15 protein-coding genes are annotated in these 17,800 nt (G+C 62.7%); 7 read left to right on the top strand and 8 right to left on the bottom strand.

Going from position 1 to position 17,800, the window contains the following annotated elements; genetic code table 11:
* Positions 1 to 139 precede the first annotated feature (139 nt).
* The 6 genes from acs (at position 140) to AC3WL2_RS16600 (ending at position 7,915) form a co-directional block, all read left to right on the top strand.
* Positions 140 to 2,074 carry an acetate--CoA ligase gene (gene acs, locus AC3WL2_RS16625; protein WP_102683202.1) on the top strand — a complete coding sequence of 645 codons (1,935 nt, stop codon included), beginning with the start codon at positions 140 to 142 and terminating at the stop codon, positions 2,072 to 2,074.
* 78 nt (positions 2,075 to 2,152) lie between these two features.
* On the top strand, positions 2,153 to 2,455 hold the full coding sequence (locus tag AC3WL2_RS16620) for an ArsR/SmtB family transcription factor (protein ID WP_023631021.1): 303 nt from the start codon (positions 2,153 to 2,155) through the stop codon (positions 2,453 to 2,455).
* Between the two features lie 170 nt (positions 2,456 to 2,625).
* Complete coding sequence (locus AC3WL2_RS16615; protein ID WP_102683201.1) at positions 2,626 to 3,609, top strand: zinc-dependent alcohol dehydrogenase family protein; 984 nt, start codon at positions 2,626 to 2,628, stop codon at positions 3,607 to 3,609.
* 35 nt (positions 3,610 to 3,644) lie between these two features.
* Positions 3,645 to 3,998: an antibiotic biosynthesis monooxygenase family protein gene (locus AC3WL2_RS16610; protein ID WP_102683200.1), complete on the top strand. Its 354-nt coding sequence runs from the start codon at positions 3,645 to 3,647 to the stop codon at positions 3,996 to 3,998.
* A 31-nt stretch (positions 3,999 to 4,029) separates the two neighbouring features.
* Positions 4,030 to 4,899, top strand: coding sequence for an oxygenase MpaB family protein (locus AC3WL2_RS16605; protein WP_102683199.1), 870 nt, complete (start codon positions 4,030 to 4,032; stop codon positions 4,897 to 4,899).
* Between the two features lie 79 nt (positions 4,900 to 4,978).
* Complete coding sequence (locus AC3WL2_RS16600) at positions 4,979 to 7,915, top strand: DUF748 domain-containing protein (RefSeq protein WP_102683198.1); 2,937 nt, start codon at positions 4,979 to 4,981, stop codon at positions 7,913 to 7,915.
* A gap of 115 nt (positions 7,916 to 8,030) precedes the next feature.
* Here AC3WL2_RS16600 and AC3WL2_RS16595 read toward each other — a convergent pair whose 3' ends face one another.
* Positions 8,031 to 8,444 carry a VOC family protein gene (locus AC3WL2_RS16595; protein WP_046854071.1) on the bottom strand — a complete coding sequence of 138 codons (414 nt, stop codon included), beginning with the start codon at positions 8,442 to 8,444 and terminating at the stop codon, positions 8,031 to 8,033.
* Positions 8,445 to 8,504: 60 nt separating this feature from the next.
* Here AC3WL2_RS16595 and AC3WL2_RS16590 point away from each other — a divergent pair, with 60 nt between their 5' ends.
* On the top strand, positions 8,505 to 8,807 hold the full coding sequence (locus tag AC3WL2_RS16590; protein WP_102683197.1) for a heme-binding protein: 303 nt from the start codon (positions 8,505 to 8,507) through the stop codon (positions 8,805 to 8,807).
* A 95-nt stretch (positions 8,808 to 8,902) separates the two neighbouring features.
* Here AC3WL2_RS16590 and AC3WL2_RS16585 read toward each other — a convergent pair whose 3' ends face one another.
* From AC3WL2_RS16585 to nusA, 7 genes are all read right to left on the bottom strand, one after another.
* On the bottom strand, positions 8,903 to 9,253 hold the full coding sequence (locus AC3WL2_RS16585; RefSeq protein ID WP_102683196.1) for a BON domain-containing protein: 351 nt from the start codon (positions 9,251 to 9,253) through the stop codon (positions 8,903 to 8,905).
* Between the two features lie 260 nt (positions 9,254 to 9,513).
* Positions 9,514 to 11,619, bottom strand: a complete 2,106-nt coding sequence (gene pnp, locus AC3WL2_RS16580; RefSeq protein WP_023629334.1) for a polyribonucleotide nucleotidyltransferase — start codon at positions 11,617 to 11,619, stop codon at positions 9,514 to 9,516.
* A 248-nt stretch (positions 11,620 to 11,867) separates the two neighbouring features.
* The gene (gene rpsO, locus AC3WL2_RS16575) at positions 11,868 to 12,137 is read right to left on the bottom strand and encodes a 30S ribosomal protein S15 (protein WP_023629335.1); all 270 of its coding nucleotides are present in this window, start codon (positions 12,135 to 12,137) and stop codon (positions 11,868 to 11,870) included.
* Between the two features lie 150 nt (positions 12,138 to 12,287).
* The gene (gene truB / locus AC3WL2_RS16570) at positions 12,288 to 13,205 is read right to left on the bottom strand and encodes a tRNA pseudouridine(55) synthase TruB (protein ID WP_046854068.1); all 918 of its coding nucleotides are present in this window, start codon (positions 13,203 to 13,205) and stop codon (positions 12,288 to 12,290) included.
* 3 nt (positions 13,206 to 13,208) lie between these two features.
* Positions 13,209 to 13,607 carry a 30S ribosome-binding factor RbfA gene (gene rbfA / locus AC3WL2_RS16565; protein WP_023629337.1) on the bottom strand — a complete coding sequence of 133 codons (399 nt, stop codon included), beginning with the start codon at positions 13,605 to 13,607 and terminating at the stop codon, positions 13,209 to 13,211.
* Between the two features lie 117 nt (positions 13,608 to 13,724).
* Positions 13,725 to 16,256 (bottom strand): translation initiation factor IF-2, encoded by a 2,532-nt coding sequence (gene infB, locus AC3WL2_RS16560; protein WP_102683195.1) that lies wholly within the window; start codon positions 16,254 to 16,256, stop codon positions 13,725 to 13,727.
* Positions 16,257 to 16,283: 27 nt separating this feature from the next.
* Positions 16,284 to 17,765: a transcription termination factor NusA gene (gene nusA, locus AC3WL2_RS16555; protein WP_038706865.1), complete on the bottom strand. Its 1,482-nt coding sequence runs from the start codon at positions 17,763 to 17,765 to the stop codon at positions 16,284 to 16,286.
* Positions 17,766 to 17,800 lie beyond the last annotated feature (35 nt).

Genomic DNA, 17,800 nt, shown 5'->3' with positions numbered 1-17,800 from the left:
ATTGCGGGGCAAATCGCATCGGTGCGCCGATGCGGCTTGCCCCGCGATGCTTTCCGCCCGGGAACACCCCCACCTTCTACACTGTCCATCGAATAGCCGTTGCAGTCCCTCGCCCCTAACAAGAGCAGGACCACCCGCCATGTTCGATATCCGCGACTATCCCGAGGCCTTGGCCGTCAGCCAGGCCGCCACACTCTCCGACGCCGACTACCGCCGCCTCTATCGCCAGTCGGTGGACGACCCCGACACCTTCTGGGCCGAGCAGGCCAAGCGCCTGGACTGGATCAAGCCCTGGTCGAGCGTGCAGCAATGCGACCTGAAGACCGGCACGGCGCGCTGGTTCGACGGCGCCCAGCTGAATGTCAGCCATAACTGCATCGATCGCCACCTGGCCAAGCGCGGCGAACAGACCGCCCTGCTCTGGGAGGGCGACGATCCCAAGGACAGCAAGGCCATCAGCTACCGCGAGCTGCACCGCCAGGTGTGCCGGCTGGCCAATGCCCTGAAAGCCCGGGGTGTGAACAAAGGCGACCGAGTGTGCATCTACATGCCGATGATCCCCGAGGCCGCCTACGCGATGCTCGCCTGCACCCGCATCGGCGCCATTCACTCGGTGGTGTTTGGCGGTTTCTCCCCCGATGCCCTGCGCGACCGCATCCTTGACGCCGATTGCCGTACCGTGATCACTGCCGACGAAGGGGTGCGCGGCGGCAAGCGCATACCGCTCAAGCAGAATGTCGACAAGGCGCTGGCCAGCTGCCCGGCCGTCAGCAGCGTGCTCGTGGTCAAGCGCACCGGCGGTGACGTCGGCTGGAGCGAAGGCCGTGACCTCTGGTACCACGAGGCAACGGCAAAGGCCGACGACGACTGTCCGCCCGAACCGATGAGCGCCGAGGACCCGCTGTTCATCCTCTACACCTCCGGCAGCACCGGCAAACCCAAGGGCGTGCTGCACACAACCGCCGGCTACCTGCTACAGGCGACGATGACCTTCAAGGTGGCGTTCGACTACCGCGACGGCGAGGTGTTCTGGTGCACCGCCGACGTCGGCTGGGTCACCGGCCACAGCTATATCGTCTATGGCCCGCTGGCCAACGGCGCGATCTCGCTGATGTTCGAAGGCGTGCCCAACTACCCCGACACCTCGCGTTTCTGGCAGGTGGTGGACAAGCACCAGGTGAACATCTTCTACACCGCGCCCACCGCGTTGCGGGCCCTGATGCGTGAAGGCTCCGGCCCGCTGCAGGGCACATCGCGCCAGAGCCTGCGCCTGCTCGGCAGCGTCGGCGAGCCGATAAACCCGGAGGCCTGGGAATGGTACTTCGAGGCGGTCGGGCAGAAACGCTGCCCCATCGTCGACACCTGGTGGCAGACCGAGACCGGCGGCATCATGCTCACGCCCCTTCCCGGCACACAGAGGCTCAAGCCCGGTTGCGCCACCCAACCGATGTTCGGCGTGCAGCCGGTGCTGCTGGATGAAAAAGGCAAGCTCATCGAGGGGCCAGGCGCCGGCCTGCTGGCGATCAAGGCCAGCTGGCCCGGGCAGATCCGCAGCGTCTACGGCGATCACCAGCGCATGGTCGACACCTACTTCAAGCCCATGCCCGGCTATTACTTCACCGGCGACGGCGCCCGCCGCGACGCCGATGGCGACTACTGGATCACCGGGCGCATCGACGATGTGATCAATGTCTCCGGCCACCGTATCGGTACCGCCGAGGTGGAGAGCGCGCTGGTGCTGCACGACAGCGTCGCCGAAGCCGCGGTGGTCGGTTATCCCCATGACCTCAAGGGCCAGGGCGTCTATGCCTTCGTCACCCCCATGAACGGCATAGAACCGGATGATGCGCTCAAGGCCGAACTGCTGGCCCTGGTCAGCAAGGAAATCGGCAGCTTCGCCAAGCCCGAGCTGATCCAGTGGGCGCCCGCTCTGCCCAAGACCCGTTCGGGCAAGATCATGCGGCGCATCCTGCGCAAGATCGCCTGCAACGAACTGGACAACCTGGGGGATACATCCACCCTCGCCGACCCCAGCGTGGTCCAGGGGCTGATAGACAAACGTCTCAACCAGTAGAACCCTCGGGGCGGCCACCGCCGCCCCGATCATCGTTTACCGCATTGACATATCGGTAAATCCCGATATTATCGCGCCATGGAACTGCTCGACATATTCAAGGCACTCTCGAACCGTACCCGTCTCGAGATCCTCAAAGGCCTGAAAGACCCGGTGAAACACTTTCCTCCCCAGGACGAAGGTGACGTTCATACGGTGGGCGTCTGTGTGAGCAGCATCCAGGAAGGCGTGGGGCTATCGCAGTCGACGGTATCCGACTACCTGGCCACCCTGCAGCGCGCAGGCCTGGTCGAAGTCCGGCGCATTGGCCAGTGGACCTATTACAAGCGTAACGAAGCCGCCATCAGCGCGCTCGCCGAGCTGATCGGGAGTGAGTTGTAGGTTTTTACTTTTACCTCTATATATCGACTTTTCTCGATATCCCGTTTTACCGAACTCAAGAGGCAACAACTGCGGCATCTGGCAGGTGCCGAGGCATAGACCAGCATCTTCATTCCACTTCATACATCGATATTTCCCGATATCCCTTTTTACCGAAGCGAGGAAACACCATGAAAGCGTTGATACTGGATTCCTTTGGCGGCACGGACGCATTCGCCTATCGCGATGTCGCCAAACCGGTGCCGCAGGCCGGACAGGTACTGGTCCGGGTGCATGCCACCTCCATCAACCCGCTGGATTACCAGGTCCGGCGTGGCGACTACCCCGACCTGGTGCCTCTCCCTGCCATTACCGGGCACGACGTGTCCGGCGTCGTCGAAGCCGTCGGGCCGGGTGTGACCGCGTTCAGGCCGGGCGACGAGGTTTGGTACACACCGCAGATCTTCGACGGGGCGGGCAGCTATGCCGAGTACCACGTCGCCGCCGAAGGCATTGTCGGCCTGAAGCCGCCTTCGCTAAGCCATCTGGAGGCGGCCAGCCTGAGCCTGGTCGGCGGCACGGCCTGGGAGGCCCTGGTAGTGCGTGCGGCGCTCAGGGTGGGCGAGCGCATCCTGATTCACGGCGGCGCAGGTGGTGTCGGCCACGTGGCGATCCAGCTGGCCAAGGCCATGGGCGCCAGGGTGTTCACCACCGTGCGCGAGGCCAACGCCGAATTTGTGCGGCAAATGGGCGCGGACGTGGTCATCGATTATGAGCATCAGGATTATGTCGAGGTCGTCCTGCGGGAAACCGGGGGCCAAGGTGTCGACGTGGTCTTCGACACCATTGGTGGCGATACCCTGGCACGCAGCCCAGACGTCCTGGCGCAACTGGGGCGCGTGGTGTCGATCGTGGACATCGCGCAACCGCAGAACCTGATCCAGGCCTGGGGCCGCAACGCGAGTTACCACTTCGTCTTCACCCGGCAACACCGCGGCAAGCTCGACGAGTTGAGCGCGCTGGTCGAGCGCGGGCAACTGAAGCCACACGTGGGCGCCGTCTACCCCCTCGCTGAGGTTCCCCTCGCCCATGCCCGGCTGCAAAGCGCCAACAATGGCCTGCAAGGAAAGATCGCCATTGCGGTCGCGCCCATGGCCGATCTCGCCAGCGTTTGAGGCGCCTGCCACCCTTCTCGACTTCAAGGACCGCCATGATCTACGAAATCGCCCTGCTTCCCGTACGCCCAACCCACGTCGACGACTTCCGGCACGCGTTCGCCGAGGTCGCCCCTTTGCTCAGCCGAGCCAAGGGTCACGTCAGCCATATGCTCGCGCAAGGGGTCGAGAGCCCCCATCAATTCAACCTGATCGTGCAATGGCAAACACTCGAGGACCACGCGCCGGGTTTCGAGGCCAGTGAAGACCATCAGGTCTTCATGGCCCGGCTGACACCATATTTTTCCGAGGAGCCTACGGTTTATCATGTGCAGGGCGGCGCGTTCGAAACGAATGCGCCCACCAGCCCGGGCAGTGCCCGACTGGACGACAATTGCCCAACCTCATAGAAGGCCGCCATGGCGGCCAGCACAGGTCGCCATGGAAGCCTTGCGTCGCCGCATCGAAACCCAAGTCATGAGCCTCACCGGGCTGGCCCTAGGCCAGCTCGACCTGGAGTCGCCCAAGGGCGATCCCGGCCTGTTTGGCCCACAGAGCATCAGCTGGCAGGTACATGGCGACTTTCCCAGCATGCTGGTGGGCGGCATCAGCGCGCTGATGCTGCAACTGCTGCATCCGCTGGCCCTGGCCGGGGTCTGGGACCATTCGAACTTTCGTCAGGACCTGCTCGGCCGCCTGCGGCGCACCAGCCAGTTCATCTCCGGCACCACCTTCGGTTCGACCCGTGATGCCGAGTGGCTGATCGACAAGGTCCGCACCATCCACCTCAAGGTGGTCGGCACCGCCGCCGATGGCCGCCCCTACGCCGCCAGCGACCCCGACCTGCTGACCTGGGTGCATGTGGCTGAAGTCAGCAGCTTCCTCGCCGCCCACCTGCGCTACCGCAATCCTGGCCTGGCGCGTAGCGCGCAGGACGCCTACTACAACGAGATAGCCCTGATCGCCGAGCGCCTGGGCGCGCGCGACGTGCCCCGCTCCTGTGCCGAGGTGGATGCCTACCTGCAGCGCATGCGCCCGCAGTTGCGGTGCGATGCGCGCAGCCTCGAGGTGGTCGATATCCTGCTCAAGGCCCCGTCCCCCAGCCGTCTGGCCGAACCAGTAGGCAAGCTGATGCTCAAGGCCGGCATCGACCTGTTGCCGGACTGGGCCAGCGCAATGCTCGGCCTGCACCAGGGCGCGGTAGAGCGGCACATGATCCGCCTGGGCCTGAGCAACACCGCGCCAGTGCTGCGCTGGGCCATGCGCAATGGCTCGGCCCAGCGCGCCAGGCGGCGCATGGGCGTCGAATGAGGTATTTTGGTCCGTTCATCGGAACCGATTTAACGTGCCATACTCCAAGCACTCCAGCCTGATACAGACGAAGCGACACATGCCCAAAGGATTGACCCGCGCCCTCGGCGCACTCGTGGCCCTCGTGGCCCTGTACAGCCTGCTCGGCTTTTTCATTCTCCCCGGCATCGCCCTGCGCATCGCCAACCAGCAATTGGCGCAGTACGCCACGGTGCCGGCACACCTGCAGCGCATCGAGCTCAATCCGTTCAGCCTCGAGCTGACCCTGTGGGGCCTGCAGATCGGCGAGCCAGGCAAGGAGCAGGTCGGCTTCGAGCGCCTCTACGCCAACCTGTCCCTCGACAGCCTGTGGACCAAGGCCGTGCGCCTGGACGCGGTGGAGCTGGACAAGCCGCGCACCGAGCTGCTGTTCGCCAAGGACGGCAGCCTCAACCTGGCCCAGCTGTTCAAGCTCCCGCCCAGCGAGCCCAAGGCCGAGGAACCGCCAAGCGACCCGTTCCCGCTGCGCATCGCCAGCATCAAGCTGAGCGAGGGCTACCTGCACTTCCAGGACCTGCGCCCGAGCGAGCCGATCGAGTTTCTCTACGACTCGATGAACCTGGAACTCAAGAACCTCAGCACCCTCCCCGACGACAACGCCGACATGACCCTGGTGGCCAACGGCCCGGCGGGTGGGCGCATCGACTGGACCGGCACTCTCAGCCTGACGCCGATCGCTTCCGAGGGCACGCTGAAAGTCACCGACGGCAAGATGAAGCTCTTCTGGCCTTACGTGCGCGACGCCGTGCCGCTGGTGCTGGAAGACGGCATGGTCAGTCTCGACACCCACTACAAGCTCAACCTTTCCAAGGAAACCGAACTGCTGCTGGACAACACTTCGGTGCGGGTCGCGCCCTTCGCCATAAAGGCCCCGGATGGTCGCCCACTGGCGCGCCTGGCCAGCCTGGAGGTGAGTGAAACCTCCATCGACCTGGCCAAGCAACTGGTAACCATCGGCAAGATCCGCAGCGACAAGCTGGAAACCTGGGCAGCCCTGGAGAAGGACGGCCAGCTCGACTGGCAGAAGCTGTTCGCCAGCCAGCCGGCCAAGGCCACGCCAAAGGAAAAGGCCGAGCCCGCCGCCGCCGAGCCAACCCCGGAAGAACAGGCTGCCAAAGAGCCGAGCAAGCCCTGGCAGGTCCTGCTCAAGGACGTGCAGGCGCGCAACTACATGGTCCACCTGGCAGACCGTAGCCAGAAAGAGCCCGTGGCCCTGGATGTCGGCCCGCTCAACCTCGACCTGCAGAATTTCGACAGCCTCAACCAGTCGCCCTTCACCCTCAAGCTCGACACTGGCGTGGGCAAGCAGGGCAAGCTGCAGGCCGCAGGCCAGGTCAACCTGGCACCGGTCTCGGCCAAGCTCGACGTTGCCACCCGCGATATAGACCTGCGGGTGGCGCAGGCCTACATCAGCCCGTTCATCCGCCTGGAACTGCGCAGCGGCATGCTTTCCAGCGACCTCAAGGTCGATCTGAAGAGTACCGAGCCACTGGCCTTCAGCATTACCGGCAAGGCCCAGGCCAACCAGTTGCATACACTGGACACCATCAAGAACCGCGACTTCGTCAAATGGCAGCAGGTCAACGTCGATGGCCTGTCGTACGTGCACGGCGACGCCCTGTCCATCGACAAGGTGACACTGCTGCAGCCCTACGCACGCTTTATCATCAACGAAGACCGCACCACCAACGTCGACGACCTGCTGATCCCGCAACCCGCTGACAAGCCTGCCACGGCCCCGAGCAAGCCCGCCGCTGCCGGTAGCGGCAAGGAACTGGGCATCCGCATCGGCCAGATCAGCATCAACGACGGCTCGGCCAACTTCGCCGACCTGACCCTGACGCCTAACTTCGCCACCGCGGTACAGCAGCTCAACGGCCAGATCGGCACCATCGACAACCGCAAGCCGCTCCCGGCCAAGGTCGATATCAAAGGCAAGGTGGACCGTTACGCGCCTGTGACCATCAAGGGTGCGCTCAACCCGTTCAACCCACTGGCCAGCCTCGACATTGCCACCAGCTTCAAGCGTGTCGAGCTGACAACCCTGACGCCCTACTCCGGCAAGTTCGCCGGTATGCGCATCCGCAAGGGCCGGTTGAACCTCGATCTGCATTACCTGATCACCAACGGCCAGCTCAAGGCCGAGAACAAGGTGGTGATCGAGCAACTGCAGCTGGGCGAGAAGGTCGACAGCCCGGATGCCGTGGACCTGCCGATCCGCCTGGCGGTGGCCTTGCTCAAGGATACCGAAGGCAGGATTTCCATCGAGCTGCCGGTGTCGGGCGACCTCAACAACCCACAGTTCAGCGTGATGCCGATCGTCTGGCAGACCCTGCGCAACCTGGTGCTGCGCGCGGCGCAGGCGCCGTTCAAGCTGCTTGGCGGGCTGGTCGCCGGTGGCGGCGCGGAAGATCTGGGCAATGTCTCGTTCGCGCCGGGCTCCAGCGACCTCACCCCCGACGTGCAAACATCCCTGGACAAGCTCGCCTCGGCCCTCAAGGAACGCCCCGAGCTGCGCCTGGAAATCGAAGGCACGGCGGCCCAGAGCAGTGACGGCCCGTTGATCGCCCAGCAGCGCCTGGAGCGTGAATACCAGGCCACCTGGTACAAGATCCTCCAGCGTCGGGGCGACAAGGTGCCGGCCAATGCTTCGCTGCTGGTGGTGGACGACAGCGACAAGCCGGCGATGCTCGAGGGCATCTACCGTACCCGCCTGAAACAGCAGCCCCCGGCTGAATGGCAGGACCTGGGCCGTGACGAGCGCAGCGCCAAGCTGCGCGAGGCGGTCATCAAGTCTTGGGCGGAAAGCGCCGTGTTGCTGCGCAACCTGGGCCAGGAGCGGGCCAGCAGCATCAAGGACTACCTGGTGGACAAGGGCCAGCTGGAAGATGACCGCGTGTACTTCATCGACACCAACCTCGGCCAGGCCGAGAGCGATGGCCGCGTGGTGACGCCGATGCACCTGGATGCCGAGTAAACCTTCTCCACCGAGTCGCCCTCATCGCCGGCAAGCCGGCTCCCACAGATACAGCACCGGACCTCTGTGGGAGCCGGCTTGCCGGCGATGAGGCCAGCGCAGGCGATCAATACCATCAGGCCAGCCGCTGCCCCGATACCGCCGGGTGATACAGCGGCTGCACCTTGTTCCCCGCCGGGTCCAGCAAATGGAAGCTGCGCGCGCCATCGCCGTGATTGAACGGGCGGTCCAGCAGCGTCACGCCATGGGCCTTGAAGTACTGGTACCAGGCTTCCAACTCCTCCACGCTGTCGACGATGAAACCATAGTGATCCAGGGTCTGCAGCCCGTTGGCCGCGCCTGCGCCGCGCCCGAGCGACAGGTTGTCGTTGCCGCAGGTGAGGTAGACCAGGTCTTCGTTGGCACGGTTGAGCACCTCCATGCCCAGCACATCCACGTAGAAGCGCTCGCACTCCTCCAGGTTGGGGACCAGCAGGGCGATGTGCCGCAGGCCATTAAGACGGCCTGGGCGGGCAGGTAGATCGGACATGAGCGCGGCTCCTTTTTTGTATACAATTCATAATAGAATTTAAAACAAAAGGAACGTCATGTGTACTGCCTATTTATCAAGACGCGCGTGAAACCCGGCACCGCCGATGCCTTCCTGGCAGCCATCAATGCCAACGCCGCAGCGTCGGTCGCCACCGAGCCGGGTTGCCTGGTATTCGATGTCTCGCAGGATCGGGAGAATGCCGATGTCATCTACCTGTACGAGATCTACCAGGACGATGAGGCGTACGAGGTGCATACCCGGACCGCGCATTTTCGGGACAGCCGCCCCTTGGTGGAGCCGCTGATCGAAGAGCAGGTGTGTTTCGAGAGCGATGTGATCGCCCGGAACCCGGTGAACTGAAGCCGCTTTCCTGAATGCCAATAGAAAAGCCCCGGCGATTGCCGGGGCTTTTGCTTGAAGGGGTGGCCAAATCCTTTTGGCCGACGGGACAATCCTTATTCGGCTTTCAGGCCATCAGCCGAGACGGCCTGTACGCCCTTGATCTTCTTGGCGATGGCAACCGCCATTTCCTTCTGCGCATCGGTAATGGCCACGTCCGAGGACAGGGACACTACGCCTTTGTTGGTTTCAACCTTGATGTCACTGCCCGGCACGCCTTTCTCGGTCATCAGGTCAGCCTTCACCTTGGTGGTGATCCAGGTGTCGGAAGTGGCTTCCTTGGCTTTGGTCACCTCACCGGCCGCAAGCGTCATCGGGGCCTGGGTGGACTGGGCAGCGAAAGCCGCATTAGCCATGGTCAGGGTCAGAGCGGTAGCAGTAGCGGCAGCAATGGCGAACTTCTTCATGTGGGTCACTCCTGTTTTTTCGAAAGGTCTGCGCCTTGGTTCCTGGCGTCAGGTAGGAAGGTAGTTGCAGGGGCTGTGCCAGTTTTAGAACGCCCTATAAAACCTTTAAAATCAATGAGTTAAGCAAATCGAAAAGAAGCCGTTACCGTGCATTTTGCAATCCCCGTAAAAAAGCCACGTGCAAGATGCATGCTCTCAACTATTTTGTGGCAGGCATAAAAAAAGGACCCCGAAGGGTCCTTCCTTTAGCCTCGAAAGGCTTAGACGCCCGATGCCTTGGCAGCGGCAACGTCCTTGATCGACAGCTTGATACGGCCGCGGTTGTCCACGTCCAGTACCAGTACTTCGACTTCCTGGCCTTCTTTCAGCACGTCGGTGACCTTCTCGACGCGAGCATCGCTCAGCATGGAGATGTGCACCAGGCCGTCCTTGCCCGGCAGGATGTTGACGAAGGCACCGAAGTCAACGATGCGCTCGACCTTGCCGACGTAGATCTTGCCGATCTCGGCTTCGGCGGTGATGCCCAGGATGCGCTGCTTGGCAGCGTCCGCGGCTTCCTTGGTTTCGCCGAAGATCTTGATCGAGCCGTCGTCTTCGATGTCGATCGAAGCCTTGGTCTCTTCGCAGATGGCGCGAATGGTGGCGCCGCCTTTGCCGATGACGTCACGGATCTTGTCGGTGTCGATCTTCATCGCGATCATGGTCGGCGCGTTGGCCGACAGCTCGGTACGCGACTCGCCGATGATCTGGTTCATCTGGCCGAGGATGTTCAGGCGCGCTTCCAGGGCCTGGCCCAGGGCGATTTCCATGATCTCTTCGGTGATGCCGTTGATCTTGATGTCCATCTGCAGCGCGGTGACGCCTTTGGCGGTACCGGCTACCTTGAAGTCCATGTCGCCGAGGTGGTCTTCGTCACCCAGGATGTCGGTCAGTACGGCGAACTTCTCGCCTTCCTTGACCAGGCCCATGGCGATACCGGCAACCGGCGCCTTCATCGGCACGCCCGCGTCCATCAGCGCCAGGGAGGCACCGCAGACCGAAGCCATGGAGCTGGAGCCGTTCGACTCGGTGATTTCCGATACCACGCGGATGGTGTACGGGAACACGTCAGCGGCCGGCAGCATGGCCTGTACCGAACGACGGGCCAGACGGCCGTGGCCGATTTCACGACGGCCAGCACCGCCCATGCGACCACACTCACCTACCGAGAACGGCGGGAAGTTGTAGTGCAGCATGAAGGGGTCTTTCTTCTCGCCTTCGAGGGTGTCCAGCAGCTGGGCGTCACGGGCGGTACCCAGGGTCGCGACGACCAGGGCCTGGGTTTCGCCACGGGTGAACAGGGCCGAACCGTGGGTCTTCGGCAGAACGCCGACTTCGATGTTCAGCGGGCGCACGGTCTTGGTGTCGCGACCGTCGATACGTGGCTTGCCGTTGACGATGTTTTCGCGAACGGTGCGGTATTCGATCTCGCCGAAGATGTCTTTGACTTCACCAGCCGATGGCTGGCCTTCTTCACCGGAGAACTTGGCGATCGCCTGATCGCGCAGCTCGCCCAGGCGCGCGTAGCGGTCGGCCTTGACGGTGATGGTGTAGCCCTGCGACACCGCTTCGCCGAACTCGGCGCGGATGGCGTTGAACAGTTCGGTGTTGGCAACGGCAGGTTTCCAGTCCCAGGTCGGCTTGGCGGCTTCGGCAGCCAGCTCTTTGACAGCCTTGATCACGGCCTGGAACTCGTCGTGGGCGAACAGCACGGCGCCCAGCATCTGGTCTTCGGTCAGCTCTTTGGCTTCCGATTCAACCATCAGTACGGCCGACTCGGTACCGGCAACGACCATGTCCAGGCTCGAGGCGGCCTGCTGCTCGTAGGTCGGGTTCAGCAGGTAGCCGGTGCTTTCGTGGAAGGCAACGCGGGCGGCGCCGATCGGGCCTTCGAACGGAATGCCCGAGATGGCCAGGGCAGCCGAGGTACCGATCATCGCAGCGATGTCCGGATCGGTCTTCTTGCTGGTGGAAACCACGGTGCAGACAACCTGCACTTCGTTCATGAAACCTTCAGGGAACAGCGGGCGGATCGGGCGGTCGATCAGGCGCGAAGTCAGGGTTTCTTTTTCGGATGGGCGGCCTTCACGCTTGAAGAAACCACCTGGGATCTTGCCAGCGGCGTAGGTCTTTTCCTGGTAGTGCACGGACAGCGGGAAGAAGCCCTTGCTCGGATCGGCATGCTTGGCACCGACCACGGTCACCAGCACGGTGACATCGTTGTCGACGGTGACCAGCACGGCGCCGGTGGCCTGACGGGCAATGCGGCCCGTTTCGAGGGTAACGGTCGATTGACCGAACTGGAATTGCTTGATTACCGGGTTCACGGTTTCCTACCTTTTTCAGTGGCTCTTGGGGGAACTGGTTCTTGCGAATTCTTGGGCAGAACGGGGAATCGGCCCCATTGACCGTCCAGATACAACACGAGGCTGGGAGCCTGGCGCCGGGCGGATAAACCGCTCGGCACACCAGGCTGCCAACCTCGCAGATCGCGCGGCGTGTCCGACGGCGACGCTGGCAGGCAGCGTTGCCGAAGAATGCGACACACCATGCAACACCACTGGCCAGGCCGCTATTAGCGACGCAGGCCCAGGCGACCGATCAGGGCGCTGTAACGAGTGGTGTCTTTACCCTTCAGGTAATCCAGCAGCTTACGACGCTGGTTGACCATACGGATCAGACCACGACGGGAGTGGTGGTCTTTTTCGTTGGCCTTGAAGTGGCCTTGCAGCTTGTTGATGTTGAAGGTCAGCAGGGCAACCTGTACTTCCGGGCTACCGGTGTCGCCGGCGGCTTGCTGATAGTCTGCAACGATCTGAGCTTTTTCTTCGACGCTGAGGGCCATTTGGCTTCTCCTGATAAACGGATCCCGCAAGCGGGGTCCAATAGGCCAGGGACTGGATCCCTGTATTAATAAAAAGAGTAATGACCGTGCCTACTGACAGCCATCCTCGAATCCGCAGGGCAAAGCGTTGACCTCGCCCTGTGGTATCGGTCATTCCGACCGAATCAGTCGACGCGGCGCAATGCGCCCGTCTTCGCTCACCTCACCGATACCGATGAAGCGGGCATTGTGATCCTGTACGCGGACCATGCCGAATTGCGGCGCGTCCGGCGCACGTACTGCCTGGCCATGTAGCCAATAGAACGCGCTGTGCTCGGACAATACCACCAATGGCCAGTCCTGCAAGCCGCTGTCCGAGGGCATCAGGAAGCGATCGAGCGCTTCGTTGCCACCTTCGGCGTGAGCCTGTTCCAGCTCTTCGAGCGTGACAGTCTGGGCCAGCTCGAAGGGGCCGGCCTGGGTGCGGCGTAGCTCGGCGACGTAGGCACCACAGCCCAACGCCTCGCCCATATCCTCCACCAGGGTGCGGATATAGGTGCCCTTGCTGCAGCCAACCGACAGGCGTGCCCGGGTGCCTTCGCACTCCAGCAGGTCCAGCCGGCCAATAGTAACAGAACGCGCCTCGCGCTCCACTACCTCTCCTGCGCGCGCCAGTTTGTACAGCGGCTGGCCGTCGCGTTTGAGGGCCGAGTACATCGGCGGCACCTGCTGGATTTCACCGCGAAAACGCGGGATGACCGCTTCGATGTCGGCGCGACCAACGGTCACGTCGCGGGTCTTCAGCACTTCGCCTTCGGCGTCCCCGGTGGTGGTGGTCTGGCCCATCTGCATCACTGTCTCGTAGCCCTTGTCGGAATCGAGCAGGTACTGCGAGAACTTGGTGGCCTCGCCAAAGCACAGCGGCAGCACGCCGGTGGCCAGCGGGTCGAGGCTGCCGGTGTGGCCGGCCTTCTCGGCGTTGAGCAGCCAGCGGACCTTCTGCAGGGCAGCGTTGGAGGTGAACCCCAGCGGCTTGTCGAGCAGGATGATGCCGCTGACGTTGCGGCGGATACGTTTGACCTGGGCCACCGCTTACTCCTTGGTGTCCGGCGCGTCGGCATCCTGGTGCTGGCGGTCTTCGGCCACCGCACGTTCGATCAGTGCCGACAGATGCACACCGCGGCTCACGCTTTCATCGAAGTGGAAATGCAGCTGCGGCACACTGCGCAGTTGCATCGAGCGCCCCAGGTGCAGACGCAGGAAGCTGGCGGCGCTGTTCAAGGCCTTGAGCGACTGCTTGACGGCGTCCGGGGTTTCTTCGCCCATGACGGTGATGAACACCTTGGCATGGCCGAGGTCACGGCTGACGTCGACGGCGGTGATGGTCACCAGGCCGACACGCGGGTCTTTGACTTCACGGCGGATCAGTTCTGCAAGCTCACGCTGCATCTGATCACCGATACGTTGGGTACGGCTGTATTCTTTTGCCATTCTTGCTACCTGTATCTTAAAGCGGCAAACGCCCGGTCAAGCTCGAAGCCTGACCGGGCGCTACCTTCAGAGGTTCAGGCAACCGCCCTGGGGCGGGGCCTGCACCACGCTCGGCCCTTACAGGGTACGAGCCACCTGGACTTTCTCGAACACTTCGATCTTGTCGCCGACCTTGACGTCGTTGTAGCTCTTGACGCCAATACCGCACTCCATGCCGTTGCGTACTTCGGACGCATCGTCCTTGAAGCGACGCAGCGACTCCAGCTCGCCTTCGAAGATCACCACGTCGTCGCGCAGAACGCGGATCGGACGGTTGCGGTACACGGTACCCTCGATGACCATACAGCCAGCGATGGCGCCGAACTTCGGCGAACGGAACACGTCACGGACTTCGGCGACACCCAGGATGTTCTCGCGAACATCGCTGCCGAGCATGCCGGTCAGGGCTTTCTTGACGTCTTCGATGATGTCGTAGATCACGTTGTAGTAACGCATATCCAGACCTTCCTGCTCGACGATCTTGCGCGCGCCGGCATCGGCACGCACGTTGAAGCCGAACAGTACAGCGTTGGACGCCAGCGCCAGGTTGGCGTCGCTTTCGGTGATACCACCGACGCCGCCACCGATGACGCGAACCTGAACTTCGTCGTTGCCCAGGCCGCCGAGCGAACCTTGCAGCGCCTCGAGGGAACCGCGCACGTCGGTCTTGAGGACGATGTTGAGGGTTTTCTTCTCTTCCTGACCCATGGTCTCGAAGATGTTTTCCAGCTTGCCGGCGTGAGCACGGGCCAGCTTGACCTCACGGAACTTGCCTTGACGGAACAGCGCAACTTCACGCGCTTTCTTCTCGTCGGCAACCACCGACATCTCTTCGCCGGCATCCGGCGTACCGTCCAGGCCGAGGATCTCGACCGGGATCGACGGGCCGGCTTCCTTCACAGGCTTGCCGTTCTCGTCGAGCATGGCACGCACGCGGCCATAGTTGGAGCCGACCAGGACCATGTCGCCCTGACGCAGGGTGCCGTCCTGAACCAGGATGGTCGCCACCGGGCCACGGCCCTTGTCCAGACGCGATTCGACCACGACACCACGACCAGGGGCGGTCGGGGTAGCCTTGAGTTCGAGAATCTCGGCCTGCAACAGGACAGCTTCGAGCAACTCGTCGACGCCGGTACCCATCTTCGCCGATACCTTGACGAACGGGGTATCACCACCCCACTCCTCGGAGGTCACGCCTTCGACGGACAGCTCGTTACGGATGCGGTCGAGGTCTGCACCTGGCTTGTCGATCTTGTTCACTGCAACGACCAGCGGTACGCCAGCTGCCTTGGCATGCTGTACGGCTTCGCGGGTCTGTGGCATCACACCGTCGTCCGCCGCCACCACCAGGATGACGATGTCGGTCGCCTTGGCACCACGGGCGCGCATTTGCGTGAACGCAGCGTGGCCAGGGGTGTCGAGGAAGGTGACCATGCCACGGTCGGTTTCGACGTGGTAGGCACCGATGTGCTGGGTGATACCACCGGCCTCGCCAGCAGCAACCTTGGCACGACGGATGTAGTCGAGCAGCGAGGTCTTGCCGTGGTCGACGTGGCCCATGACGGTCACGACCGGCGCGCGCGAGGTGGTCTCGCCTTCGAACTTCAGCGATTCGGCCAGGGAGTCTTCCAGGGCAGTGTCGCTGATCAGGGTGACCTTGTGGCCCAGCTCTTCTGCTACCAGCTGAGCGGTTTCCTGGTCGAGCACCTGGTTGATGGTGACCGGAGTCCCCATCTTGAACATGAACTTGACCACTTCAGCGCCCTTGACGGACATCTGGTTGGCCAGATCGGAGACAGTGATGGTCTCGCCGATCGCCACGTCACGGATAACCGGGCCAGTCGGGCTCTGGAAGCCATGCGCATTGCGCTTCTTGCCTTTGCCCTTGCCACCGCGACGACGGAAACCATCGCTTTCTTCATCGGTGGTACGCGGCGCGGCGCGCGGAGTCGGAGCCTTTTCCTTCTCCTTGACCTTGACCTTGACCGACATGCGCGGCGCTTCGCCACGGCCGGCGGTAGCTTGGCCACCACCGCGACGATCGTCATCACGGGTGCGGCTTTCGTTACGACGGGTCTCGTCCTTCTTGCGCTCGGCAGCACGCGCAGCGGCGTCTTCGGACACCGGTGCGTTGGCCACTACCGGGGCAGCAGCAGGTTCAGCCTTGGCCACTGGCGCAACGGCCGGAGTTTCAGCGGCCTGACGGCGTGCCTGCTCCTCGTTACGCTGGCGAACTTCGGCTTCAATTTTGTCGCGGGCTGCGTTTTCAGCCGCACGGCGCTCTTCCTGTTCGCGTTTCTGCTCAGCCTGGATCTCTTCCGGGCTGCGCTGCACGAATACCTTCTTCTTGCGTACTTCTACGCTGATGCTTTTGCTACCGGCGACACGCAGAGTGCTGGTGGTCTTGCGCTGCAAGGTAATCTTGCGCGGTTCTTCCGCCTTGCTCTTGTGGCTGCTCTTCAAATGAGTCAGCAGGGTCTGCTTCTCATTGTCGGTCACTACCTGACCGGCGTCGGTGTGCGGCAGACCTGCCTCACGCATCTGCTGCAGCAGGCGCTCTACCGGTGCCTCGACCTCTTGGGCCAGTTCTTTCACCGTGACTTGCGTCATGCACTTCTCTCCTCAGGCCGCGCCTAATTACTCGAACCAGTGGGCTCGGGCGGCCATGATCAACTTGCCGGCACGCTCTTCGTCGATGCCGTCGATGTCGAGCAGGTCGTCGATCGACTGCTCGGCCAGGTCTTCGCGGTTAACCACGCCGCGCACCGCCAGTTCCGCCGCCAGGTCCTTGTCCATGCCCTCAAGGGAGAGCAGGTCTTCGGCCGGATGGGCGTCTGCCAGTTTTTCTTCGGTAGCGATGGCCTTGGTCAACAAACGGTCCTTGGCTCGAGCGCGGAGCTCATTGACGATTTCCTCGTCAAAGCCATCGATGTTGAGCATTTCTTCCAACGGTACGTAGGCAATTTCTTCGAGGCTGGTAAAGCCTTCGTCGACCAGCACTTGTGCCAGCTCCTCGTCGACTTCCAGTTCCTCGACAAAATTACGCAGGATGTCGCCGGTTTCAGCTTGCTGCTTGGCCTGGATGTCCTTCTCGGTCATCACGTTCAGGGTCCATGCGGTCAGCTGGCTGGCCAGGCGGACGTTCTGGCCACCACGGCCAATCGCCTGGGCCAGGTTGTCCTCGGCAACGGCGATATCCATCGCATGGGCGTCCTCGTCAACGATGATCGCGGCAACCTCTGCCGGCGACATGGCGTTGATGACGAACTGCGCCGGGTTCTCGTCCCAGAGGACGATATCCACACGCTCACCACCCAGCTCGCCGGATACGGCCTGGACGCGCGAACCACGCATGCCGATACAGGCACCCTGCGGGTCGATGCGCTTGTCCTTGGAGCGGACGGCGATCTTGGCACGCGAACCCGGATCACGGGAGGCGGCCATGACTTCGATGAGGCCTTCGGCGATTTCCGGCACTTCGATGCGGAACAGCTCGATCAGCATCTGCGGCGCGGTGCGCGACAGGATCAGCTGCGGGCCGCGGTTCTCGGTGCGGATTTCCTTGAGCAGCGCACGCAGGCGCACGCCGACACGGAAGGTCTCACGGGGAATGATGTCTTCGCGCGCCAGCAGCGCCTCGGCGTTGTTGCCCAGGTCGACGATGACGTTGTCGCGGGTGACCTTCTTGACAGTACCGGAGATGATCTCGCCCACGCGCTCGCGGTAGGCATCGACCACCTGGGCGCGTTCGGCCTCGCGGACCTTCTGCACGATGACCTGTTTGGCGGTCTGCGCGGCGATGCGACCGAACTCGATCGACTCGATCTTCTCTTCGATCACGTCACCGATCTTGGCATCCGGGTGCGTGTCCTGGATCTTTTCCAGCCAGGTCTCGATCGCCGGATCGTCCAGGTCGTTTTCATCGACCACGGTCCAGCGGCGGAAGGTCTCGTAGCTACCGGTGTGGCGGTTGATTTCCACACGCAGGTCGACTTCGTCCTCAAAACGTTTTTTGGTTGCAGTGGCCAGGGCCACTTCCAGCGCTTCGAAAATGACGCCTGGCGGTACACCTTTCTCGTTGGATACCGATTCAACAACCAGCAGTACTTCTTTGCTCATCGTACGCCTCGCCTTGCGCAAGCCATTGGCCCCGG

It is taken from the genome of Pseudomonas sp. FW305-96 (genome assembly GCF_058783825.1).
Note: the sequence above shows the minus strand (reverse complement) of the source record. Positions and strands in the feature narration are given on the sequence as shown.